The 18,289-nt window shown below is 59.9% G+C and carries 17 protein-coding genes; 9 read left to right on the forward strand and 8 right to left on the reverse strand.

Annotation, left to right across the window (positions count from 1 at the left end; all coding sequences use genetic code 11):
• Window positions 1-7: 7 nt before the first annotated feature.
• The gene (locus ABFB52_RS12840) at window positions 8-877 is read left to right on the forward strand and encodes a TauD/TfdA family dioxygenase (RefSeq protein ID WP_129972666.1); all 870 of its coding nucleotides are present in this window, start codon (window positions 8-10) and stop codon (window positions 875-877) included.
• Window positions 878-922: 45 nt separating this feature from the next.
• Here the strand turns inward: ABFB52_RS12840 and ABFB52_RS12845 are convergent, their stop codons facing one another.
• The 5 genes from ABFB52_RS12845 to ABFB52_RS12865 all read right to left on the reverse strand — a co-directional run bounded on the left by ABFB52_RS12845 (window position 923) and on the right by ABFB52_RS12865 (window position 4,540).
• A complete protein-coding gene (locus ABFB52_RS12845) occupies window positions 923-1,612 on the reverse strand; it encodes a hypothetical protein (RefSeq protein WP_129972665.1) in 690 nt (229 codons plus the stop codon).
• Window positions 1,581-2,621 carry a GSCFA domain-containing protein gene (locus tag ABFB52_RS12850; protein ID WP_129972664.1) on the reverse strand — a complete coding sequence of 347 codons (1,041 nt, stop codon included), beginning with the start codon at window positions 2,619-2,621 and terminating at the stop codon, window positions 1,581-1,583. The genes ABFB52_RS12845 and ABFB52_RS12850 overlap by 32 nt, the downstream gene beginning before the upstream one ends.
• A 37-nt stretch (window positions 2,622-2,658) precedes the next feature.
• Window positions 2,659-3,174, reverse strand: coding sequence for a GNAT family N-acetyltransferase (locus ABFB52_RS12855; RefSeq protein WP_129972663.1), 516 nt, complete (start codon window positions 3,172-3,174; stop codon window positions 2,659-2,661).
• Window positions 3,175-3,340: 166 nt separating this feature from the next.
• On the reverse strand, window positions 3,341-3,754 hold the full coding sequence (locus ABFB52_RS12860) for a cupin domain-containing protein (RefSeq protein WP_102686674.1): 414 nt from the start codon (window positions 3,752-3,754) through the stop codon (window positions 3,341-3,343).
• A 30-nt stretch (window positions 3,755-3,784) separates the two neighbouring features.
• The gene (locus tag ABFB52_RS12865) at window positions 3,785-4,540 is read right to left on the reverse strand and encodes an SDR family oxidoreductase (protein ID WP_102686675.1); all 756 of its coding nucleotides are present in this window, start codon (window positions 4,538-4,540) and stop codon (window positions 3,785-3,787) included.
• A 251-nt stretch (window positions 4,541-4,791) separates the two neighbouring features.
• On the opposite strand from ABFB52_RS12865, the gene ABFB52_RS12870 reads away from it, so the two are divergent.
• Complete coding sequence (locus ABFB52_RS12870; RefSeq protein ID WP_129972662.1) at window positions 4,792-6,360, forward strand: winged helix-turn-helix domain-containing protein; 1,569 nt, start codon at window positions 4,792-4,794, stop codon at window positions 6,358-6,360.
• Window positions 6,361-6,364: 4 nt separating this feature from the next.
• On the opposite strand, the gene ABFB52_RS12875 is transcribed toward ABFB52_RS12870, so the two are convergent.
• From ABFB52_RS12875 to ABFB52_RS12885, 3 genes are all read right to left on the reverse strand, one after another.
• Entirely contained in the window at window positions 6,365-7,414 is a 1,050-nt protein-coding gene (locus ABFB52_RS12875) for an NAD(P)-dependent alcohol dehydrogenase (RefSeq protein WP_129972661.1), read from the reverse strand.
• 151 nt (window positions 7,415-7,565) lie between these two features.
• Entirely contained in the window at window positions 7,566-8,414 is an 849-nt protein-coding gene (locus tag ABFB52_RS12880; RefSeq protein ID WP_129972673.1) for an AraC family transcriptional regulator, read from the reverse strand.
• Between the two features lie 168 nt (window positions 8,415-8,582).
• Window positions 8,583-10,550 carry an alkyl sulfatase dimerization domain-containing protein gene (locus ABFB52_RS12885; protein ID WP_129972660.1) on the reverse strand — a complete coding sequence of 656 codons (1,968 nt, stop codon included), beginning with the start codon at window positions 10,548-10,550 and terminating at the stop codon, window positions 8,583-8,585.
• 105 nt (window positions 10,551-10,655) lie between these two features.
• Between ABFB52_RS12885 and ABFB52_RS12890 the strand changes: the two genes are divergently transcribed.
• The 7 genes from ABFB52_RS12890 to ABFB52_RS12920 all read left to right on the forward strand — a co-directional run bounded on the left by ABFB52_RS12890 (window position 10,656) and on the right by ABFB52_RS12920 (window position 18,197).
• On the forward strand, window positions 10,656-11,579 hold the full coding sequence (locus ABFB52_RS12890; protein WP_129972659.1) for a LysR family transcriptional regulator: 924 nt from the start codon (window positions 10,656-10,658) through the stop codon (window positions 11,577-11,579).
• Between the two features lie 91 nt (window positions 11,580-11,670).
• Window positions 11,671-12,882, forward strand: a complete 1,212-nt coding sequence (locus ABFB52_RS12895) for a colicin E3/pyocin S6 family cytotoxin (RefSeq protein ID WP_129972658.1) — start codon at window positions 11,671-11,673, stop codon at window positions 12,880-12,882.
• Window positions 12,879-13,109 (forward strand): hypothetical protein, encoded by a 231-nt coding sequence (locus tag ABFB52_RS12900; protein ID WP_085688188.1) that lies wholly within the window; start codon window positions 12,879-12,881, stop codon window positions 13,107-13,109. The genes ABFB52_RS12895 and ABFB52_RS12900 overlap by 4 nt, the downstream gene beginning before the upstream one ends.
• Before the next feature lie 71 nt (window positions 13,110-13,180).
• Window positions 13,181-13,432: a pyocin S6 family toxin immunity protein gene (locus ABFB52_RS12905; RefSeq protein WP_085747524.1), complete on the forward strand. Its 252-nt coding sequence runs from the start codon at window positions 13,181-13,183 to the stop codon at window positions 13,430-13,432.
• Window positions 13,433-13,525: 93 nt separating this feature from the next.
• Complete coding sequence (locus tag ABFB52_RS12910) at window positions 13,526-13,747, forward strand: colicin E3-like toxin immunity protein (protein WP_305955789.1); 222 nt, start codon at window positions 13,526-13,528, stop codon at window positions 13,745-13,747.
• A gap of 143 nt (window positions 13,748-13,890) precedes the next feature.
• Window positions 13,891-15,069, forward strand: a complete 1,179-nt coding sequence (gene solA, locus ABFB52_RS12915; RefSeq protein ID WP_178082619.1) for an N-methyl-L-tryptophan oxidase — start codon at window positions 13,891-13,893, stop codon at window positions 15,067-15,069.
• 188 nt (window positions 15,070-15,257) lie between these two features.
• Window positions 15,258-18,197, forward strand: coding sequence for a DEAD/DEAH box helicase family protein (locus ABFB52_RS12920; protein WP_129972657.1), 2,940 nt, complete (start codon window positions 15,258-15,260; stop codon window positions 18,195-18,197).
• Window positions 18,198-18,289 lie beyond the last annotated feature (92 nt).

Raw genomic sequence — 18,289 nt, forward strand, 5'->3', positions numbered from 1 at the left:
AGGGAACATGGATCAGTTGGCACTCAAGGCGATCGAGCGCATCGCCGCAGAACGGCGCGCGCCGTATCAGCACATCACGGTCGAGCGGATCACGCCGATCATCGGCGCCGAGATCGGCGGCGTCGATCTTTCACAACCGCTGAGCGACGAGCAGCTCGCGGAAATCCGCCGGGCCTTTCTGGAGAACCACGTGGTGGTGTTCCGCGATCAGCACCTGACGGTGGACGAGCACAAGGCGTTTGGCCGGTTGTTCGGTGAGTTGCGGGCGCTGCCGGTGGAAGACATCGACGGCGATGACCCGGAGCTGGTGGTGGTCCGCGCCAATGCGCAATCGCGCTACGTGGCCGGCGAAACCTGGCATACCGACGGCACCGCCGACCTGGCGCCGTCCATGGGTTCGATGCTGTACGTCAAGGAAACCCCGGCCATCGGCACGGGCGGCGATACGCTGTTCGCCAACATGCACCTGGCGCTGGAAATGCTGTCGCCGACGATGCAGCAGTTTCTCGGCGAATTGACGGCGATCCATGACGGTGCGATTCCGTGGAAGGGCTATGAAGCACCGGCCAACCTGCCGAAAACCGAGCACCCGGTGGTGGTTCGCCACCCGGAAACCGGGCGCAAAACGCTGTTCGTCAATTCCGGGTTTACGTCGCACATCGTCCAGTTATCCGGCGGGGAAAGCCAGGTGCTGTTGAACATGCTGTTCGATCTGGTGGCTCGCGAACCAGTTCTGAGTTGTCGCGTGCGCTGGGCGCCGAATACCTTGGTGTTCTGGGACAACCGTTGCACCCAGCACCATGCGGTCTGGGATTATTTTCCGCACTCGCGGTATGGCGAGCGGGTGACGATTCTGGGGACGCAGCCGAAAGCTTGAATCTAAAAAAACGGCGGGAGCGGCGGTGCCGTTCCCACCGGTCATTCACAGGCCTTGTTTGAGCAGTTGCTCGACGATCAACTCGCCGAACGCCAGATTCCCGTGCAGCGGGTCATCCACTTCGCAGTACGCCGAACGCTGAAAGCCCTGCTCATCATTCGCTGCCGCGCGCACGTCGATCAGCTCGATGCCAAGTCCTTGCAGACGCTCGATCAGCAGCGCCTGCGCGGCCATGAACACTCGTGAGTCGGACAACTCCGGAACCCGCTGCGGCGGCAATACGGCGAACACCTTGAGGTTCATCGCCCGGGCCTGTTCATAGAACGCCAGCGCAGGCCGGGACAGGGTGTCGACAATGGATTCGAACAGCGGCCCGGCGAGAAAACCTTCATCGAACTCGGCGTCCGGCGTCTGGTAGCACGTCCAGTTCGGCGCGGTGGCGAGGTAGTGCAGGCTCAGGCCGATGGTGCTGACCAGCGGCACGCCGATCTCCGCCAGTTGCGGCATTTCGAACGGCTCAAGGGCCTGGCGATACAGGCGCTCCATCTCGGCCTCCCGAAACACCACGTCATGGCGGGTCAGGCTGAAAAAGTCGACCGCAAAATCCCGGCCGGTGCCCAGCGGCCCACCGCTGAACGGCAACCCGCGGGCCTGCGCCGCCTTGCCGATGACCCCAGCATGGGAGTCGCCCAGCAGCAGAAACCTAGGCGTAGTAATCGAGCACGGCGTCTTCACAGACAAGCTCCTCGCTGGACACGCAGGTGGAAGGAACGCTGGCCGGCTTCTGCACCGGTTGAACCGCGTCGAGCCCGGCGAAAAACTGCTGCATGACGAACGCCACGCCTTCGGGCGTGACTTCCCGCTGGTTGGGCTGATAGAACGCGCCCTTGAACGGCGTACCGGTGATGATTTCGTAGGAAGGGAAATAGTCGACGTCGTGCAGGTCTTCACACAGCTGCCCGGCGACGGCGCGCAGGACCGATTTGGAATAGGTGGTGGCGCTCAGCACATGCTCGCCCGTGGCGGTCGCCGTCAGGGGCACTGGTGACACGGTGAGCAGCAGGCGCAGTTGCGGGTTGATCGAACGCATCAACTCCAGCGCCCGGACCATGTCGCCATAGGTGTCCATGAAGCCGAAATTGCAGAACTTGTGAAGCTGCGGATCGAAGGTGCCACCCACGGTGCCGGGGCACACGGGATACACCAGCCCGGTCTGGCGGTTCTGCCAGGCTTCGGTCAGGCCAAGGGTAAACACGAAGACCTTGGCCCGGCGCAGGGCGGTGCGGATGGCGTCGAGTGTGGCTTCGCGGGATGCGAACAGCGCGTCCTCGCTGGCAAAACCGTCGGGCTCCACGGCGGGGCGGAACGGGTCGAAGAAACGCCCGTCATGGGCCCAGGTTTCGTCGGGGGGCAGGCTCACGCCCAAAGCCCATTCGAGCCATTGGCACAGCATCGCCGGGGTGTACAGGTTGCCGGTGCGGAACGAGAACACCCCGTAGTTGTGGGATTTCCAGTCGGCTGCGGGCAATTCGGCCGGGGCCGGTTCCGCATCCAGCCAGTTCATGCCGCGCTCCACCAGCGCACGACCGATGTGCTGGGCGAAACACGAGCCGGCGGTGACGATGGCGTCCTTGTTGCCGATCTCGAACTGCGGCGTCCACAGTTGATCGATGGTCAGCGCGGGCTTGTCAGCCACGGCGGTGCGCCAGAAAGCGCGGGGTGGCAGGCATTGATAAGGATTCACGACGAGGGCCTCCTTGGCGGTCGCTGATAAAACGGGGTCAGCTGATTTGATAGCGGTAGATCAGGTCGTCAAACCACCGATCTCCAATCTGATAGGCCTGTGGCACGCGGCGCTCGAATACAAAACCGCATTTCTCCAACACCTTGCAGGAGGCGATATTACCGTCGGTCACGGTCGACTCCAACGAGTCCAGGCCGATGACGGCGGCATAGTCGATGATCGCCTGCCGCGACTCGGTGCCAAAGCCTTTGCCCTGATGCTCGGGCAACAGCAGGCAACCCACCTCGGCATGCCCCGGCGACAGAATGCGGAATCCGGTCACGCCCAGTTCCTGCCCGCTGGCCCTGTCGGTCACCACCAGACACAACCAGTGATCCGACTGCGGCCCCCAGGCCGGAAGCCGATGCTCGAAGCCTTTGCGCACCTGGTCCTCGGCGATTTCACCGAACACGTACTGCATGGTTTGCGGCTCGGAGTGCAGCCTGAGGAACAGCGGCCAGTCGGATTCGACCATCGTGCGCAGGTCAAGGCGTTGCGTGGCGAGTTCGAGCATCCGCTGCTCCTTGCAAGGGTGGAAAGGGAAGACGGTTTTTTACTGGGTGTGGGGCGAAAGATCAATGCTTTGATCGGGCATGTTTTGCAACGCCGACCTTGATCGCGCCCCGTAGCGGTACTCTCCGGCAGCCACGCTGCCGGAGGTGGATTGGCGTAAGGATCGGTTACGGCTTGACCGGTTTGACCAGGTCGGTCTCGCTGCTGTCGAGCACGAACACCGCCAGCAGACGGGACGGCTCAGTGGTGCTGGCATTGGCGCTCACCGCGTGGAAGTCACCCGGTTGCTCGACGAAGTTTTCCCCGGCCTTGTAGACCTTCTCCGGCGCGTCACCGACCTTGCTGCGCACGGCGCCCTCAAGCACCGTGGCGTAGATGAACGCGGACTTCGGATGAAAGTGCGCCGGCGAAGATCCACCGGGCGCGTATTCCACCAGCACGCCCCGCATGGATTTGCCCGGAACGTTGGGCAGGGCGCGGTCGAACACCACGGTGACCTTGCCCGCCTGCGGTTCGGCGGCCGAGGCAGATGATATCGACAGGGCCGCAAACGTGGCGGCCAGCAGGATTCGGCTGAACATGGCGATACTCCTTCAATTGAGTGGGGTGTTTCAGCGCTGGGTCGATTTCGCCAGCCAGTCTTCAAAGCGGGTTGGGCCCAGGCGCGGGTTGCTGCTGCCGGGGGTGAGCGACTGGTCGTCGAGCTCGCCGCCAAAGTAGCGGGCGTGGACGTCCGGGATCACTTTGCGGGTGTCGTGAGTGGCGCGGAAAAAGCGCCGCACCAGCTCGTCGAGGGGCATGGCTTCGGGGCCGGCGATTTCCTGCGTGCCGTTGATCGGCGCTGCCAAGGCAACGTCGGTGAGGGCAGCGGCGACATCGTCGGAGGCCATGGGCTGGATCAGTGCCGGCGACAGGCGCACTTCCTCGCCGACGGTGGCGGATTGGGCGATGCCGCCGACAAATTCGAAGAATTGCGTGGCCCGCACTAGGGTGTACGGAATGCTCGACGCCTTGATCAGGTTCTCCTGCGCGACCTTGGCGCGGAAGTAGCCGTTGGCAGGCGAGCGCTCACTGGCGACGATCGACAGCGCCACGTGATGGCGAACCCCAGCGGCGGCTTCGGCGGCGAGGAGGTTGCGAGTGGAGGTCTCGAAGAAGTCGAGTACAGCCTGGTCTTCCCACGAAGGGGCGTTGGAAACGTCGACCACCACCTGGGCGCCGTCCATCGCTTCGGCCAGGCCTTCGCGGGTGATGCTGTTGACGCCGGTGTTAGGGGAGGCGGCGAGTGCATCGTGGCCGCGTTCGCGCAGATTGTTCACAAGTTTCGATCCGATGAGGCCGGTGCCTCCGATAACGACGATCTTCATGGCAACTCTCCACTTGCCGACGGCAACCATTGCTGTCGATGTGGGTTGAGCATGCTTGCGGCGCTCGGGCAAATCCTTGTGGTGACCTTGGATTTGTCTTGGTTTTTTGTCCAGACAGGCCAATCCGTCGGCAGATGCGTAGACCAGTGTGCAGACCGGTGCGGCGGCCCGAGGTCTGCCGTATGATCGAGCGCAAAACAATCGCCTGCCCGGACACGGCGTCGCGGGCGCCAGACCAGAGAACAGCCACCGTGCAATTTGTGTTTGAAGACTACCTGCTCGACCAGCAGCGCCGGGAACTGACCTGTCACGGGCAAGTCGTGACGGTCGGGCCGCAGGTCTTCGATCTGCTGTTGCTGCTGGTCAGCAACCGCGAGCGGGTGGTGAGCAAGGACGAACTGTTGAGCGCCGTATGGAGCGGCCGGATCGTTTCCGAATCGACCATCACCAGCCACATCAACGCTGTTCGCAAGGCCATCGGCGACACCGGCGAGCAGCAGCGCCTGGTGCGCACGGTGCCGCGCAAGGGCTATCGCTTTGTCGGTGAAATCACCTCGAGCGACAGCCCCGTCAATGCGCCCGAAGCGCCTGCGATACCCGAAGTGGCCACGACACTTGTCCTGCCGGAAAAGCCTTCGATCACCGTCCTGCCATTCCAGAACCTCAGCGGCGACCCCGAGCAGGACTACTTCGCCGACGGCATCGTCGAAGACATCATCACCGCGTTGTCGCGCCTGCGTTGGCTGTTCGTCATCGCCCGCAACTCCAGCTTCACCTACAAGGGCTGGGCGGTGGATGCGCGGGGTGTGGGGCAAGAGCTGGGTGTGCGTTACGTGCTGGAAGGCAGCGTGCGCAAGTGCGGCAACAAGATCCGCATCACCGGCCAGTTGATTGATGCGTGCAGCGGCACGCATCTGTGGGCCGAGCGCTTCGAAGGCCTGCTCGACGATATTTTCGAACTCCAGGATCAAGTGGCCGAGAGCGTAGTGGGCGCCATTGCGCCGCAGCTTGAACGCGCGGAAATCGAGCGGGCCAAACGCAAGCCCACCGACAGCCTCGATGCCTATGATTACTACCTGCGGGGCACGGCCAAACTGCACATCGGCACCCAAGAGGCGATCGAGCAGGCACTGGCGTTGTTCTCCCGGGCGATTGAACTGGATCCGGAATTCGCCTCGGCGTATGGCATGGCCGCGTGGTGCCACTTCTGGCGCAAGCTCAACGGCTGGATGACCGACCGGCCCCGGGAAATCGCCGAAGGTGCGCGGCTGGCGCGAATGGGTGTGGAACTGGGGCGCGATGACGCCGTGGCGCTGACCCGCTGCGGTCATGCCCTGGCCCATCTGACCGGGGATGTCGATTGTGGCATTGCTTTGCTGGATCGGGCTCGAGTGCTCAACCCCAATCTGGCGCCGGCCTGGTATCTCGGCGGTATCCTGCGCGCCTTGGGTGGCGAAACCGAAGCCGCCATTGCCAACCTCGAGCATGCCGTGCGCCTGAGCCCGCTGGATCCGGAAATGTTCCGCATGCAGGTCGGGATGGCGCTGGCACACTTCTTCGCGGGTCGCTTCGAGCTCTCGACTTCCTGGGCCGAGAAAGCGCAGGGAAATCTTCCCAGTCTTTTGGTAGCGGCGGCCCTGATCGCCGCCAGCCACGCGCTCGGCGGGCGAACCGACAAAGCCGGGCAGGCCATGGAACGGCTGCGTCAGCTGGACCCGACATTGCGGGTGTCCAGCCTGAGCGCGTGGCTGCCCATTCAACGGCCTGAAGACGTCGCCCGGTTAGCCGAAGGTTTGCGGTTGGCGGGTTTGCCGGAGTAAGGGCTCAGCCGGCCAGCGTCGAGTTATCGATCACAAAACGATATTTCACATCACCCTGCAGCATCCGCTCGTAGGACGCGTTGATTTGGTCCGCGCGAATCAGCTCGATGTCGGAAACGATGCCGTGTTCGGCACAGAAATCCAGCATCTCCTGGGTCTCGGCAATGCCACCGATCATTGAACCGGCAATGGTCCGGCGCTTCATGATCAGGTTGAACACGTTCGGTGACGCATGCGGTGAGGCGGGCGCACCGACCAGCGTCAGGGCGCCGTCACGCTTGAGCAGCACTAGAAACGCGTCGAGATCGTGAGGCGCGGCGACGGTGTTGAGGATCAAGTCGAAGCTCTTGGTGTGCGCGGCCATTTCTTCGGCATTGCGCGATACCACGACCTCATCGGCGCCCAGTGCTTTTGCGGCTTCGCGCTTGGACTCGGAGGTGGTGAACGCCACGACGTGCGCGCCCATCGCATGGGCCAGTTTGATGCCCATGTGGCCCAGGCCACCGATACCGACCACACCGACCTTTTTGCCCGGCCCGGCGTTCCAGTGACGCAGCGGCGAGTACGTAGTGATGCCCGCACACAGCAGCGGCGCGACGGCGGCCAACTGCGCCTCAGGGTGACGGATACGCAGGACATAACGCTCATGCACCACGATGTTTTGCGAGTAGCCGCCGAGGGTCCAGCCCGGTGCGTCCGGGGTCGGGAAGTTGTAGGTGCCGATCATGCCGTCGCAGTAGTTTTCCAGACCGGTCTCGCAATCCTCGCAGTGTTTGCAGCTGTCGACGATGCAGCCGACACCCACCAGATCACCGACCTTGTAGTCGGACACATGGGCGCCGACTGCCGAAACGCGGCCGACAATCTCGTGCCCCGGCACGCAGGGGAATTGGGTCCCGGCCCATTCGGCGCGCACCTGGTGCAGGTCGGAGTGGCAGATGCCGCAGAAGGCGATGTCGATCTGCACATCATGGGCCGCCGGCGCGCGGCGATTGATCTGCATCGGCTCAAGGGGTTTATCGCCGGCGTGGGCACCGTAGGCGTGTACAAGCATGGGAACGTCCTCGAAGGATCAGTCGGACAGCCATCTTCACGTTCCGTGTCCCCATTCTGTTAGCGCATTTCTCCGGATTGCTTGCCTGATTCTGTTCGCAGTCGTGCGCATTTGCCCGACCTGCTGCACGAGCAGATCGGGCATGAGCAGGCTAGCGCAGCGGCACGTAGATATCCGTTTGCCACTGATCTTTCGGGGTCTCGGGGCTGATGCTCAAGTATTCGAAAAACAGTGGGTGATCACGCAATTCTTCGCCGCTGGCCGGTAACCAGTCACGGTAGATCGGGTAGATGGTTTCGCCGATGTGATCGGTGGAGCCCACATGACGGACGACGGCGCAGCGACCGGCGGGAATGATCAGTTCGCCGACATTGAATGCATTGGGCGCCACGGTGTCGTGAATCTCACCGCAAATCGCGAAATGAAAGTCTTGCGCTGGTGTCGTGTCGGGATTGCCATAGGGAATCCCGAACGTGCGGCTCGACGCCACGGGTGACTGGCCACTTTGCTGGCGCCACCGGATGAACGTTTGCACGCTTTGATTGAGAAGCCCTGGCGGGCCGCGGTGTTCGAGTGCGGCGACGCGAACTTCGGGGAAGTCGACAATTCGTACCTGCATGGCAATGCTCCTTGAGAAATGCGGAATGGCAAAGACCGAATGCCAGACCTTCCAGTCCGGTGCCTTGCGAAAGGCCCCGGGCGAGAGGCCGAGGGCTCGCTTGAATGCCCTCGAAAACGCCTCGGGACTATCGAAGCCAGTATCCAGCGCGGCGTCCATCACCGAGAGGTGAGGCAGGGCGATCAAGCGGTGCGCCGCACGACGCAGGCGCATCAACTGCACATAACGAGAAACGGGCACGCCGACGAATACCGTAAATTGCCTGTGAAAGTGGAACTCGGAAAAGTTCGCAACCTGACTTAACGCCTTCACCGACAGGTCGCCTTCAAGGTTGGCGTCGATGTAGGCGAGTACCGCCGTGAAGCGTCTCGCGTAGGCCATTTGAGTCGGAGTGTCGGGCACGGTGTGGAAGTCCTGGAAATTCGGTCGGCCTTAGCATCGACGATCGCGGCCTGAATGCGCCTAGCCGTATTTGCTCAAGGCAGAAAGTCGGTGCTGACACACTGCACCGACTGGCCGAATCATTACACTCGCACGGTGCGTTGTGAATCAGTCGCGCGCCCGCGCAACAATCGCAAAATTCCCCGGCGCCTTTTCCAGCAGCCCCAGAAACCTCACGAGATCGACCTTGCTGCCTTCCACCTTCAGATCATCGGAGGTAAGCGTTTCCTTCAGCCCGGCGGTGCCCCCCAGCAACTGGACGAACAGGTCCTTGGTGACAGTCAGCGTTGCGTTGGCATTCTCTGCCGTCGGGCCTTTTCGATAGTGCAGCACGGCGTTCTCGATCCACAGCACGAACGATTCATTCGTATCGGTCAGCACCAGATTGAACGTCCAGTTCTTGCCATCCGCCGCCGGCCCGTCGAGGCTTGCGGCCATGGCTTCGAGGAAGCGCTCAGTGGGCGTCTGCTTCATCAGTTCGATCAGGTCGGAGCGTTTGACGCCCTTGGCTGGCGGGCCGTTGCGCAGCTCCATGGCCGCGGTCAGGTAGCTGTTGCGCCAGGTCGCCGATTCCGCCTGATAGCCCATCTGTTCGTACGCGCAGGCCAGCAGTTCTTTGGCGGCCGTGTCGTCGGGGTTGGCGAGCACGGCCTGATCCAGCAGCTCGGCGACCCAGCGGTATTCGCCCTTGTCATAGGCCTCGCGCGCGGCCTCGACCACCTTGGCATTGCCTCCCATCAATTCGACGTAGCGCTTTGCCGATTCCTTGGGCACCAGCGGATTCAAGTGCGCGGGGTTGCCATCGTAGGCGCCCAGGTACAGCTGGTAGATCGCCTTGACGTTGTGGCGCAGGTCGCCGTAATAGCCGCGAGTGCCGAAGTACGAGGCCAGCGAATCCGGTAGCTGGATCTTCTCGGCGATCTCATTGGGGGTGTAGCCGGCGTTCATCAGGCGCACGGTCTGGTCGTGCAGGTATTTGTAGACGTCGCGGTGCTTGGTGATGAATTCGCGGATCCGCTCGTTGCCCCAGATCGGCCAGTTGTGCTGACCGAAATAGACCTCGGTGTCGCCCAACTCGTCGAGGGCGATTTGCGTGTAGTCAGACCAGCGCAGCGCATCGCGCACCTTGGCGCCACGTATCGGCAGCAGGTTGTGCATGGTCTGCGCCAGCAGCTCCGCGCCGCCATACGCCTTGAGCGCGGGGATCGAAAAGGTCAGCTCGGCCGGGGCTTCCGCGCCGGGCATGTTGTGGAACACGAAGCTGACGCCGTCGAGCACCAGCGGCTGGATCGGCTGGTCGATGATCTGCGTCGGCGGCAGGATGCCCATGCTGCCGTAGGCGACGTTTTTGCCCAGACCGGTGTCGACGATGCCGGTGGCGCCCGGCGTCAGGTTCTTGCCGAACTGATACATCGAACGCCGCGCCATCGCCGGGCCCGCCAGGATGTTTTCGCTGGTGGCTTCCTCCATGAACCCGGCAGGCGCGACGATGGGAATATTGCGCTGGGCGACTTCGCTGCTTGAGGTGATGCCCAGCACACCGCCGAAATGGTCGGCATGGTCGTGTGTGAAAATGATCGCGGTGACGGGCTTGTTGCCCAGATGCTCGCGCGCAAATGCCAACGCCGCTGCGGCAGATTCACGGGAGGTCAGCGGGTCGACCACGATCCAGCCGGTCTGCCCGTCGATCAGCGTCATGTTGGCGATGTCGAATCCGCGCAACTGGTAAATCCCATCGCGAACCTTGAACAGACCGATCTGCGCGTTGAGCATCGCGTGCCGCCACAGGCTAGGGTTGACGGTGGCTGGCGCCTGGCCTTCGACGAAGCGGTACGCATCGAAATCGATCAGCACATTGCCGTCAGAGCCAAGGATCTTGCCGGTGGGGCGGGCGATGAAACCGCGCTGGGCATTTTCCATGTCCCGGTTGTCGCTGAGGTCCAGGCCCTTGATCGACGCCTGGATCACCGCTGCCGTGGCGGGCGTGGCGTCGCCGGCTGCGACGCCGGGCTTGTTGTCGCAGCCGCCGAGGGACACCAGCGTCAGGGCGATGATCGTGTAGAGGATCGGTTTCATTCTTGTTGTTCTCCGAGTGTCGAATGCGCTCCAGCCTAGGGGCAGGGCGGCGATGTAGCCAATGCATTGTTTACATCCGGATAATGCGTCGCTAGCATCGGGTGAATGGACCTCAAACGACTGTCACACCTTCTCGCGCTGGCCGATGAACGCCATTTCGGCCGCGCCGCCGAACGCGTTCACCTCAGCCAGCCGGCCCTGAGCCGCAGCATTCAGGCGCTGGAGAGCGAAACCGGGCAGCGCCTGTTCGACCGCGACACCGGCGACGTCCGCCCGACACCGGCGGGGGCGTTTCTGATCGAGCGGGCGCGACGGTTGCTGTTCGATGCCCGCTCGCTGGAGCGGGACATGGCGCTCTATAGCGATCGCCAACTGGGTAGCCTCGCTTTTGGCGTCGGGCCGTTCCCGTCGGCCATGTTGATGCATCAAGTCGTGCCGCGACTGCGCCTGGATCACCCGGCGGTCACCCTGCGTGTTGAAGTGAACAACTGGCAGATTCTCGAAGCGCGGCTGCGCGCTGAAGGGATCGAATTCTTCGTTGCCGATATCCGTAACTTCACCGCGGAATCCGATCTTTTGATCCGCTCGCTGGGCCAGGTTTCGGCAGGCTTCTTCGTGCGTCCGGAGCATCCGCTGGCCGGGCGTAAAGTGGCGATGGGCGAGCTAGAAGGCTATGGCATCGCCACGACGCGCTTGCCCGAAGTCGTGAAACTCGAGACCGCCCGAACCCTCGGCATCTCCACCCGCCAGGCGCTGCCCATCGTGCTGGAGTGCGACGACGTGGCCCTGCTCAAAACCGTCGCTGGTTCAACCGACACCATCCTCGGCGTCATTCATGGCGCCGTGGCTGAAGACATTCGGGTGGGGCGTTTGATCGAGCTTCATGTTGTGGACAGGCCGGAATTTCATTCTGAAATCGGGGTGGTGAGTTTGCAGGGTAGAAGCCTGTCACCGACGGCTTTGTGTGTGATCGAGGCGGTTGTTGCCGAGATGCAATCCGTTCACGTCGAACAATCCCCACCTCTTTAGAGATACGTCCTACAGCCACGATTTTCCTGCTTCGTTAACGTCGTGCGGCCCCTTGAGAGGGGCTGTCGATGCATGAACGAAAGGACAATCAGTGGCTGGTCAAAAGGACATTCCCCGGGTTCCCAACCCACCGGCAGGCGACGGGCATCACGTCACTTACCGCTACATGACGGCCACCGAACTGGCCGATCAGCAAGACCGACAAGACAAGTACGACGCCATGCTGGCGAGACAGGACGCCTTTGAGCGCAGCCGTGAGGTGGCGGCGAACAAGTCTGAGCCGGTGCGTGCGGGTTGCGTGTTTGCCAAGTCGTGCAAGCTGCCGGACGCGATCATCGATTACTCGAATCCTTCGGGGATGGTGCCGACTGATAGCCTGAAGGATTACGGCGAGCTGATTTTGCTCGGTGGCCGGGAAGCCGATAGCAGCGGCGGGGTTGAGCTCAAGAAAATCAGCGGCACTGCCATTCCTGCGGGGCTGGGCACTTTTGCCCTTGCGGGTGAAGCGTTCAAGGCATTGCCTGCGATGGCCTCTGCTGCTGTCATCAGCCCGTTGCTCGGTTTGGTGGCGATGTTCATGCCCTCGAACCTGGGCGACAGCGCGCTCTATACCGAAGACCAGTTGCTCGCCCTCAAACAGGCCCGAACCCGCGTGCGCTTGCGCGTTGAACAGCAGGCCGACGGCAGCCTCAAGGGTTACGGCTTCTACACCGGCAAGAATCGCGATTGGGAGATGGTTGATGTCGTGCAGTTCGCTGCACGTGGTAGCCGGTTTATTGCGGATCTTGGCGAAGGTGTTGAGCTGGTCTGGACGCCTGCCGTGGACGGTTCCGACATCCTCGGTATTCCGGCACTGGAGGCTGCTCCGCAGGCGCCGCATATCTGGGTGTATCCGCCGACGAAAGCGGCGGACGGGATTCTGGTGAATCCGGTTTATCCGCCGGAGTATCGGGATTTCATTCTGGTGTTTCCCGCAGAGTCGGGGCTTAAGCCGGTATACATTGTTGTCAGCACCCACGCGGGGGACCACGAGTACCATCCGGCTCCTGACGTGCTCCCAGCCTTTCCTGATGCAAGAATCGTAGGCCGTAAAACGTCTGTACAAGGTGGTGGGGCGAAGCGCAAAAGATGGAAAACTGCAAAGGGCTTGATTCTTGAGTGGGACTCTATGCACGGTACGGTCGAAAAATATGATGCGAGAGGTAAACACCTCGGAGAGTTCGATCCGAACACAGGCGAGCCGACATCAACAAAAAAGAATAAAAAATCTAAAAAAGGCAAGAAAAGGAGCATTGAACCTTGAGATTTTTAGTAGAAGCTTTTGACATCGAGACAGACTTCCAGGCTTTCGTTATCGAATTGCCACAGGGATGTGATGAGCAAATCAAAGCCATCATGGGTTGGAAAGAAGAACCGCAGGGGTGGGAAGGCTATGATTTGAGCCAGCCACAAATGCAAGCAATCGAAGAGCTTGTCGGTAGGTCGATTGAGGATCGAAATTTCTATTTCCAACTGACATGCAATGTATAGACAGAAAAAGTAAAGGGGGCGGATCTATTCACGAGAATATATTTGGCCTTTTTTTCATGAAGGAACAAGCGATGCTCTTCCTTTCAATAACCGGCTTTTACCCCGGTCACGTCCAAGACGACACGCTGCAGTTCGAGCTGGATATCGACGGTAGCGAAATGAACGAAAAAGTTGCACAACTCATTGAGTCCAAGCCCCTGGCCGAGCTGGAACCAGGTGAGTTGTTACTGCGCGAGGATCAGGTAGCGGCACTGGGAGCCCTGCTGAATGTCAGCTTCCCGAGCGGTCTGGAGTATTTCATGGGCACCTGTGCGAATTACTGATACTGCGGAGAGCAAAGGGGACGTGGCCACCGTCCCTTTTTTCGTCAAAAAAGATATTTGTGAGAAAGAGATGGGACTGGAACTGAGACTGGAGTGGTACGCACAGCAACCCTGCAATTCCAAGGCGAGGAGTCGTCAAGAAATCTGGGGGATGATGAGTCAGTATTGAATGCCTTAGGCATTCCAGTGGAGGGCAACATCAATAATGGCAGCTTCAACGTTGTCGAAAAGTGGGTTGCGACCATTCAGCCGTATTTTCAGCACCAGATCGCTCTGAGTACAAACGACTATCAAATTTCGTTCGACTACAGCTAGCACCGACAGACGGCTGATTGACAGTAAGTGGGACGCCCATCAGCTCGCTTCCCGCATTTTTGCCAGAGCGCGGCTTTCAGCGGATTGTTTTCCAGCGCCCGATCCGCTTCACTGTGGCTCTTTTGCCTGAGCGGAAATCAATCATGGAACGATGCGAAGCACTGGTCATCGGCCTCGGCGCCATGGGCGCGGCCACGGTGTATCAACTGGCGAAGGCCGGGGTCAACGTGGTCGGCATCGACCGCCACCATCCGCCGCACACATTCGGCTCCAGCCATGGCGACACCCGCATCACCCGGCTGTCCGTGGGCGAGGGCGCGCAATACGTGCCCATCGTGCGCAACTCCCACCGCATCTGGCGCGAACTGGAAGCGCTGTCAGGCGAGTCCCTATTCGAACAGACCGGCCTGCTGGTGCTGACCTCCAGCCCCGACTTCGATCCCGCCGACGAAACCGACTTCACCCTGCGCACCATCGCCCTGGCGCAGACCTACGGCATCGAACATGAAGTCCTCGACGCTACCCAGATCCGCCAGCGCTTCCCGCAGTTTGCCCAGGTGCGCGACGACGCCATTGGCTACTTCGAGCCCGAAGGCGGTTTTGTACGGCCTGAACGCTGCATCGACGTGCAACTCAGACTGGCCGAACAACACGGCGCCACGCTCTATAAGGGCGAGACCGTGACTCACATCAGCTCGGACGAACAAGGCGTCACCGTCACCACCGACCAGCGCACCGTACGGGCGGACAAACTGGTGGTCACCGCCGGCAACTGGGCGGGCGGCTTGCTCGGCGCACCGTTCGACAAACTGCTCAGCGTCTATCGGCAAAAACTGTTCTGGTTCGAGACCGAGCCCGACGCAGGACTGGTCGGCCACTCACCCACGTTCATCTTCACACACGGCCCGGACGACGATTTCTACGGCTTTCCCGCATTGCCGGGGGAGGGCAGTTTGAAGGTTGCTACGGCGCAGTATCACAGCGCATCCACGCCCGAGACTCTGGATCGCACAGTCTCGGCCGAGGAAGAACGCGAGATGTACGAGCAGCAGGTGCAGGGGCGGATTGCCGGGCTGACGGATCGGGTAGTGAAGTCAGCGGTTTGCGCCTACACCGTCACGCCGGATCGGCATTTCATCATTGATGAGCATCCACGGTTGCAGCACACGTTGGTGGTGTCGGCGTGCTCCGGGCATGGGTTCAAACACTCGGCGGCGCTGGGGGAGGCGTTTGCGCAGTGGTGTTTGCGGGGGGAGAGTGAGCTGGATCTTTCGTTGTTTTCGGTGGGGCGGTTTGAGATGGGTGACAGCGCTTGTAGGTGACTGTTATCGGCCAAAAGCAGCCGGTTGATCCTACAAATAAATGCGTCGCCTTTTCTCGCTCGGTAATCCTGTGCGGGGCTCGGCGAATTTGCCATTATTTTTATGTGGTTAAGGCATGCAAGCAATAGGGGGCGTGCTACCATATCGCCACCCCTCCCGGAAGTCCTTTCTGTCTTCAGGTAATCGCCATGGACGATGTAGTCACAACGCATTTGGACGTGTACCAAAGCTGGCAAAGCCATCTCTTTAATTTCAACCTCGACGATCCCAAGACGAACGCGCACGGCCTGCGTAAGCCGCAGTTGGCTGCGCTTTATGCAACCTTAGGGCACCTGGTGGTTGATCCGTCTTCGACCGCCACAGTTGTCATGCCAACCGGTACGGGGAAGACCGACACCATGCTCGCACTGATCATTGCTGCAAGGATGATCAGAACCTTGATCCTAGTCCCCTCGGATGCCCTCAGGACGCAGTTGGTGGGTAAGTGCGCGGAGATGAAGACGCTCCGCACTGTGGGGGCGGTATCGGATGCGGCGCGTAACCCCATTGTTGCAGCCATCGATTCGAACCTGTCTGTGGCGCAGGTTGCTGAATTAGCTACTGCCAATATCATTGTGGCCACTCCCCAAGCCCTGCTGCTATTCGAAGACGCCGCCTTGGGCGCGCTGGTGAACATGTGCAGCCACCTGATGATCGATGAGGCTCACCATGTCGTCGCAGCAAGTTGGAACCGAATCAAAATCGCCTTCAGGGGCAAACCTTGTATTCAGTTCACAGCGACGCCATTCCGGGAGGATGGTCTGGCTCTGGCCGGAAAGATTATCTACAACTACCCGCTCCGGGATGCGCAGCTTGATGGCTATTTCAAAGGCATCGAGTTCCATCCGGTACGAGAATACAACCTCAAGCTGTCCGACCAGGCCATAGCAGACAAGGCTGTTGAGCTGCTCCGGGCTGACCTCGAGGCTGGGTACAACCATTTGATGATGGTGCGGGCTAGGTCGCACAAGCGTGCGAGAGACTTGTTTAAGATTTACAAGCAGCACGCCGACCTAACGCCAGTTCTGATTCACAGCAAGGTGCCAAATCAAGCCAGGGTGATGGCGGATATCGTCAAGAAGAAACACCGAATTATTGTCTGCGTCGACATGCTTGGGGAAGGCTTCGATCTGCCTGAGCTCAAAATCGCCGCAATTCATGATCAACACCAAAGCCCTGCAGTAACGCTTCAGTTCATCGGCCGGCTGACACGGGTGGATGCGGCTCTTGGTGATGCCAAATTCGTGGCGAACATTGCTAATCAGAAAACCGACCACCAGATGGCTGACCTTTATAAGGAGAGTGCTGACTGGGGGGCAGTCATTCGCAACGTGAGTGAGAAAAAGGTCAGCCGGGAAATTGAGAAGGCGGACTTCAATGAGCAGTTCGCTGACGGTGACGATGCACAGGTGATCTTTGGGTTGAACCCGAGCCCCAAAATCAGCGCCGTGGCTTATCACGTCTCTCCCAAAGACTGGACGCCGCAGCGGGCGCAGAGCTTGGATGGCCGCAGGGAGACACTGCAGTACTTTTCGATCAATGATCAGGCAGATACTGTCATTGCCGTGACTCGTCGAGAGACGCTGGTTGGGTGGGCTCAGACCGAAGAAATCGTAGATACCAGCTGGAACCTATACATCGCGTTCTATGACAAGGCGCAGAAAATCCTTTTCATTCACTCATCGGGTGACGATACCCAGGCAACCCGCTTCCTGAATCTGGTTGTTAAAGACTCTCGTCGCATCAATGGTGAGCCGGTGTTCCGTACGCTCCACGACATCAAACTGATGAAGCTGCAGAACGTTGGCCTGTCCCGCGCCCGGAAAGACCTGCGGTTTACGATGCATGTGGGGCGCGACATCAACCAGGTGATCAGCGATATAGAGAAAGGTAATGCAACAAAGTCGAACATTTTCGCCACTGGTTTTGAGGATGGAGAACGAACCACCGTGGGATGCTCGCACAAGGGCAAGATCTGGGAGATGAACTCCTCTCCGATCAACTATTGGGTCGAGTGGTGCAAGCGCATGGCAATCAAACTCAACGACAACACCATCGACCCTGGTGACGTCCTCAAAAATGTCATGCGTGCCGACCAAATCAAGAGCAGATGGCCGGAGGGTCTGTTCTACGCCGACTGGCCTGTGTCAATCGCGATCGAAAATGAGCAAAGGATCTCGCTGTATTTTCAGGGAGAGACTTTCAACCTGCTCGATGTCGAGCTTGGTAAGCCTGAGTACAGTGATGCGCGAACGTTAGAGATCCCCATCATTGTTGCAAGTAACGAGGGCGAGGAGCGCCGACTGAACACCATTTCCATCCAATTGCTGGAGGATGGATATAAGACCTCCTGCCCAGGTGTGAAGATCCTTTACCCCCACGAAATGCCACTGGATTCTTACCTAGATGGAGAGCCGCTGGTATTGCTCAAGGTCGACGGTTCTATGGTGCAGGGCAACTACCTTCAGTACTCGCTCAACAGCATGGATGTAAAACTGCCTGCCAGTTTGCTTGAACCCTGGGATTGGGGAACGACGAAAATCCATCAGGAGTCTATGCGTGCAGAGCAACGCAAGGATTCAGTACAAGGGTTCACCTTTGAAAAGATCGCTGACGATTACTCAATCGTGTTCAATGATGACGGTAAAGGCGAGATCGCTGATCTGGTGGCAATTCGGGAGAACCAAGACGCTATCTACGTCGACCTATACCACTGCAAGTTCTGTCCTATGACAGATGGTGTGGCTGCGCCTGGGGCGCGAGTCGCTGACGTATATGAAGTATGCGGTCAGGCGTCGAGATCGGTGAAATGGCTGTACACGGGCGATAAGTTCTTCAACCGCCTGATGGATCGTTACCAGCAATCACTGCTGAAGGACTTCGACAGAATTCTGAAAGGCACCCCTCAGCAGCTGGAGATACTGCGAAACAAATGCCACGACCATGAGCTGATTTTCAAGTTTGTGATCGTCCAACCCGCGATATCAGCGAAGAAGGTATCGAAGGAGCAGTTGGCCGTCTTGGGAACTAGCTACTCATACATCAAAAGTATCTCGGGTTCGGACATCAAGGTCATCGTCAGCCCTTAATTGACTTGCAACACTGAAATTGCAGCTGATTCTGCTGATGTCATGCGGTGATTAGTAATAAAAAGGGCTGCACATTAGTAATGAATGCTGGC

Source organism: Pseudomonas sp. 9.2(2024), from assembly GCF_039695385.1.
GTDB classification, from domain to species: Bacteria; Pseudomonadota; Gammaproteobacteria; order Pseudomonadales; family Pseudomonadaceae; genus Aquipseudomonas; species Aquipseudomonas paraglycinae.

Bases quoted from the DNA above. Each gene is read 5' to 3' on its own strand.
- ABFB52_RS12885 (WP_129972660.1), bottom strand. From the start codon at position 10,550: ATGAAACCGATCCTCTACACGATCATCGCCCTGACGCTGGTGTCCCTC.
- ABFB52_RS12890 (WP_129972659.1), top strand. From the start codon at position 10,656: ATGGACCTCAAACGACTGTCACACCTTCTCGCGCTGGCCGATGAACGC.
- ABFB52_RS12860 (WP_102686674.1), bottom strand. From the start codon at position 3,754: ATGTTCAGCCGAATCCTGCTGGCCGCCACGTTTGCGGCCCTGTCGATA.
- solA (WP_178082619.1), top strand. From the start codon at position 13,891: ATGGAACGATGCGAAGCACTGGTCATCGGCCTCGGCGCCATGGGCGCG.
- ABFB52_RS12920 (WP_129972657.1), top strand. From the start codon at position 15,258: ATGGACGATGTAGTCACAACGCATTTGGACGTGTACCAAAGCTGGCAA.
- ABFB52_RS12880 (WP_129972673.1), bottom strand. From the start codon at position 8,414: ATGGCCTACGCGAGACGCTTCACGGCGGTACTCGCCTACATCGACGCC.
- ABFB52_RS12840 (WP_129972666.1), top strand. From the start codon at position 8: ATGGATCAGTTGGCACTCAAGGCGATCGAGCGCATCGCCGCAGAACGG.
- ABFB52_RS12875 (WP_129972661.1), bottom strand. From the start codon at position 7,414: ATGCTTGTACACGCCTACGGTGCCCACGCCGGCGATAAACCCCTTGAG.
- ABFB52_RS12905 (WP_085747524.1), top strand. From the start codon at position 13,181: ATGCTCTTCCTTTCAATAACCGGCTTTTACCCCGGTCACGTCCAAGAC.
- ABFB52_RS12865 (WP_102686675.1), bottom strand. From the start codon at position 4,540: ATGAAGATCGTCGTTATCGGAGGCACCGGCCTCATCGGATCGAAACTT.
- ABFB52_RS12855 (WP_129972663.1), bottom strand. From the start codon at position 3,174: ATGCTCGAACTCGCCACGCAACGCCTTGACCTGCGCACGATGGTCGAA.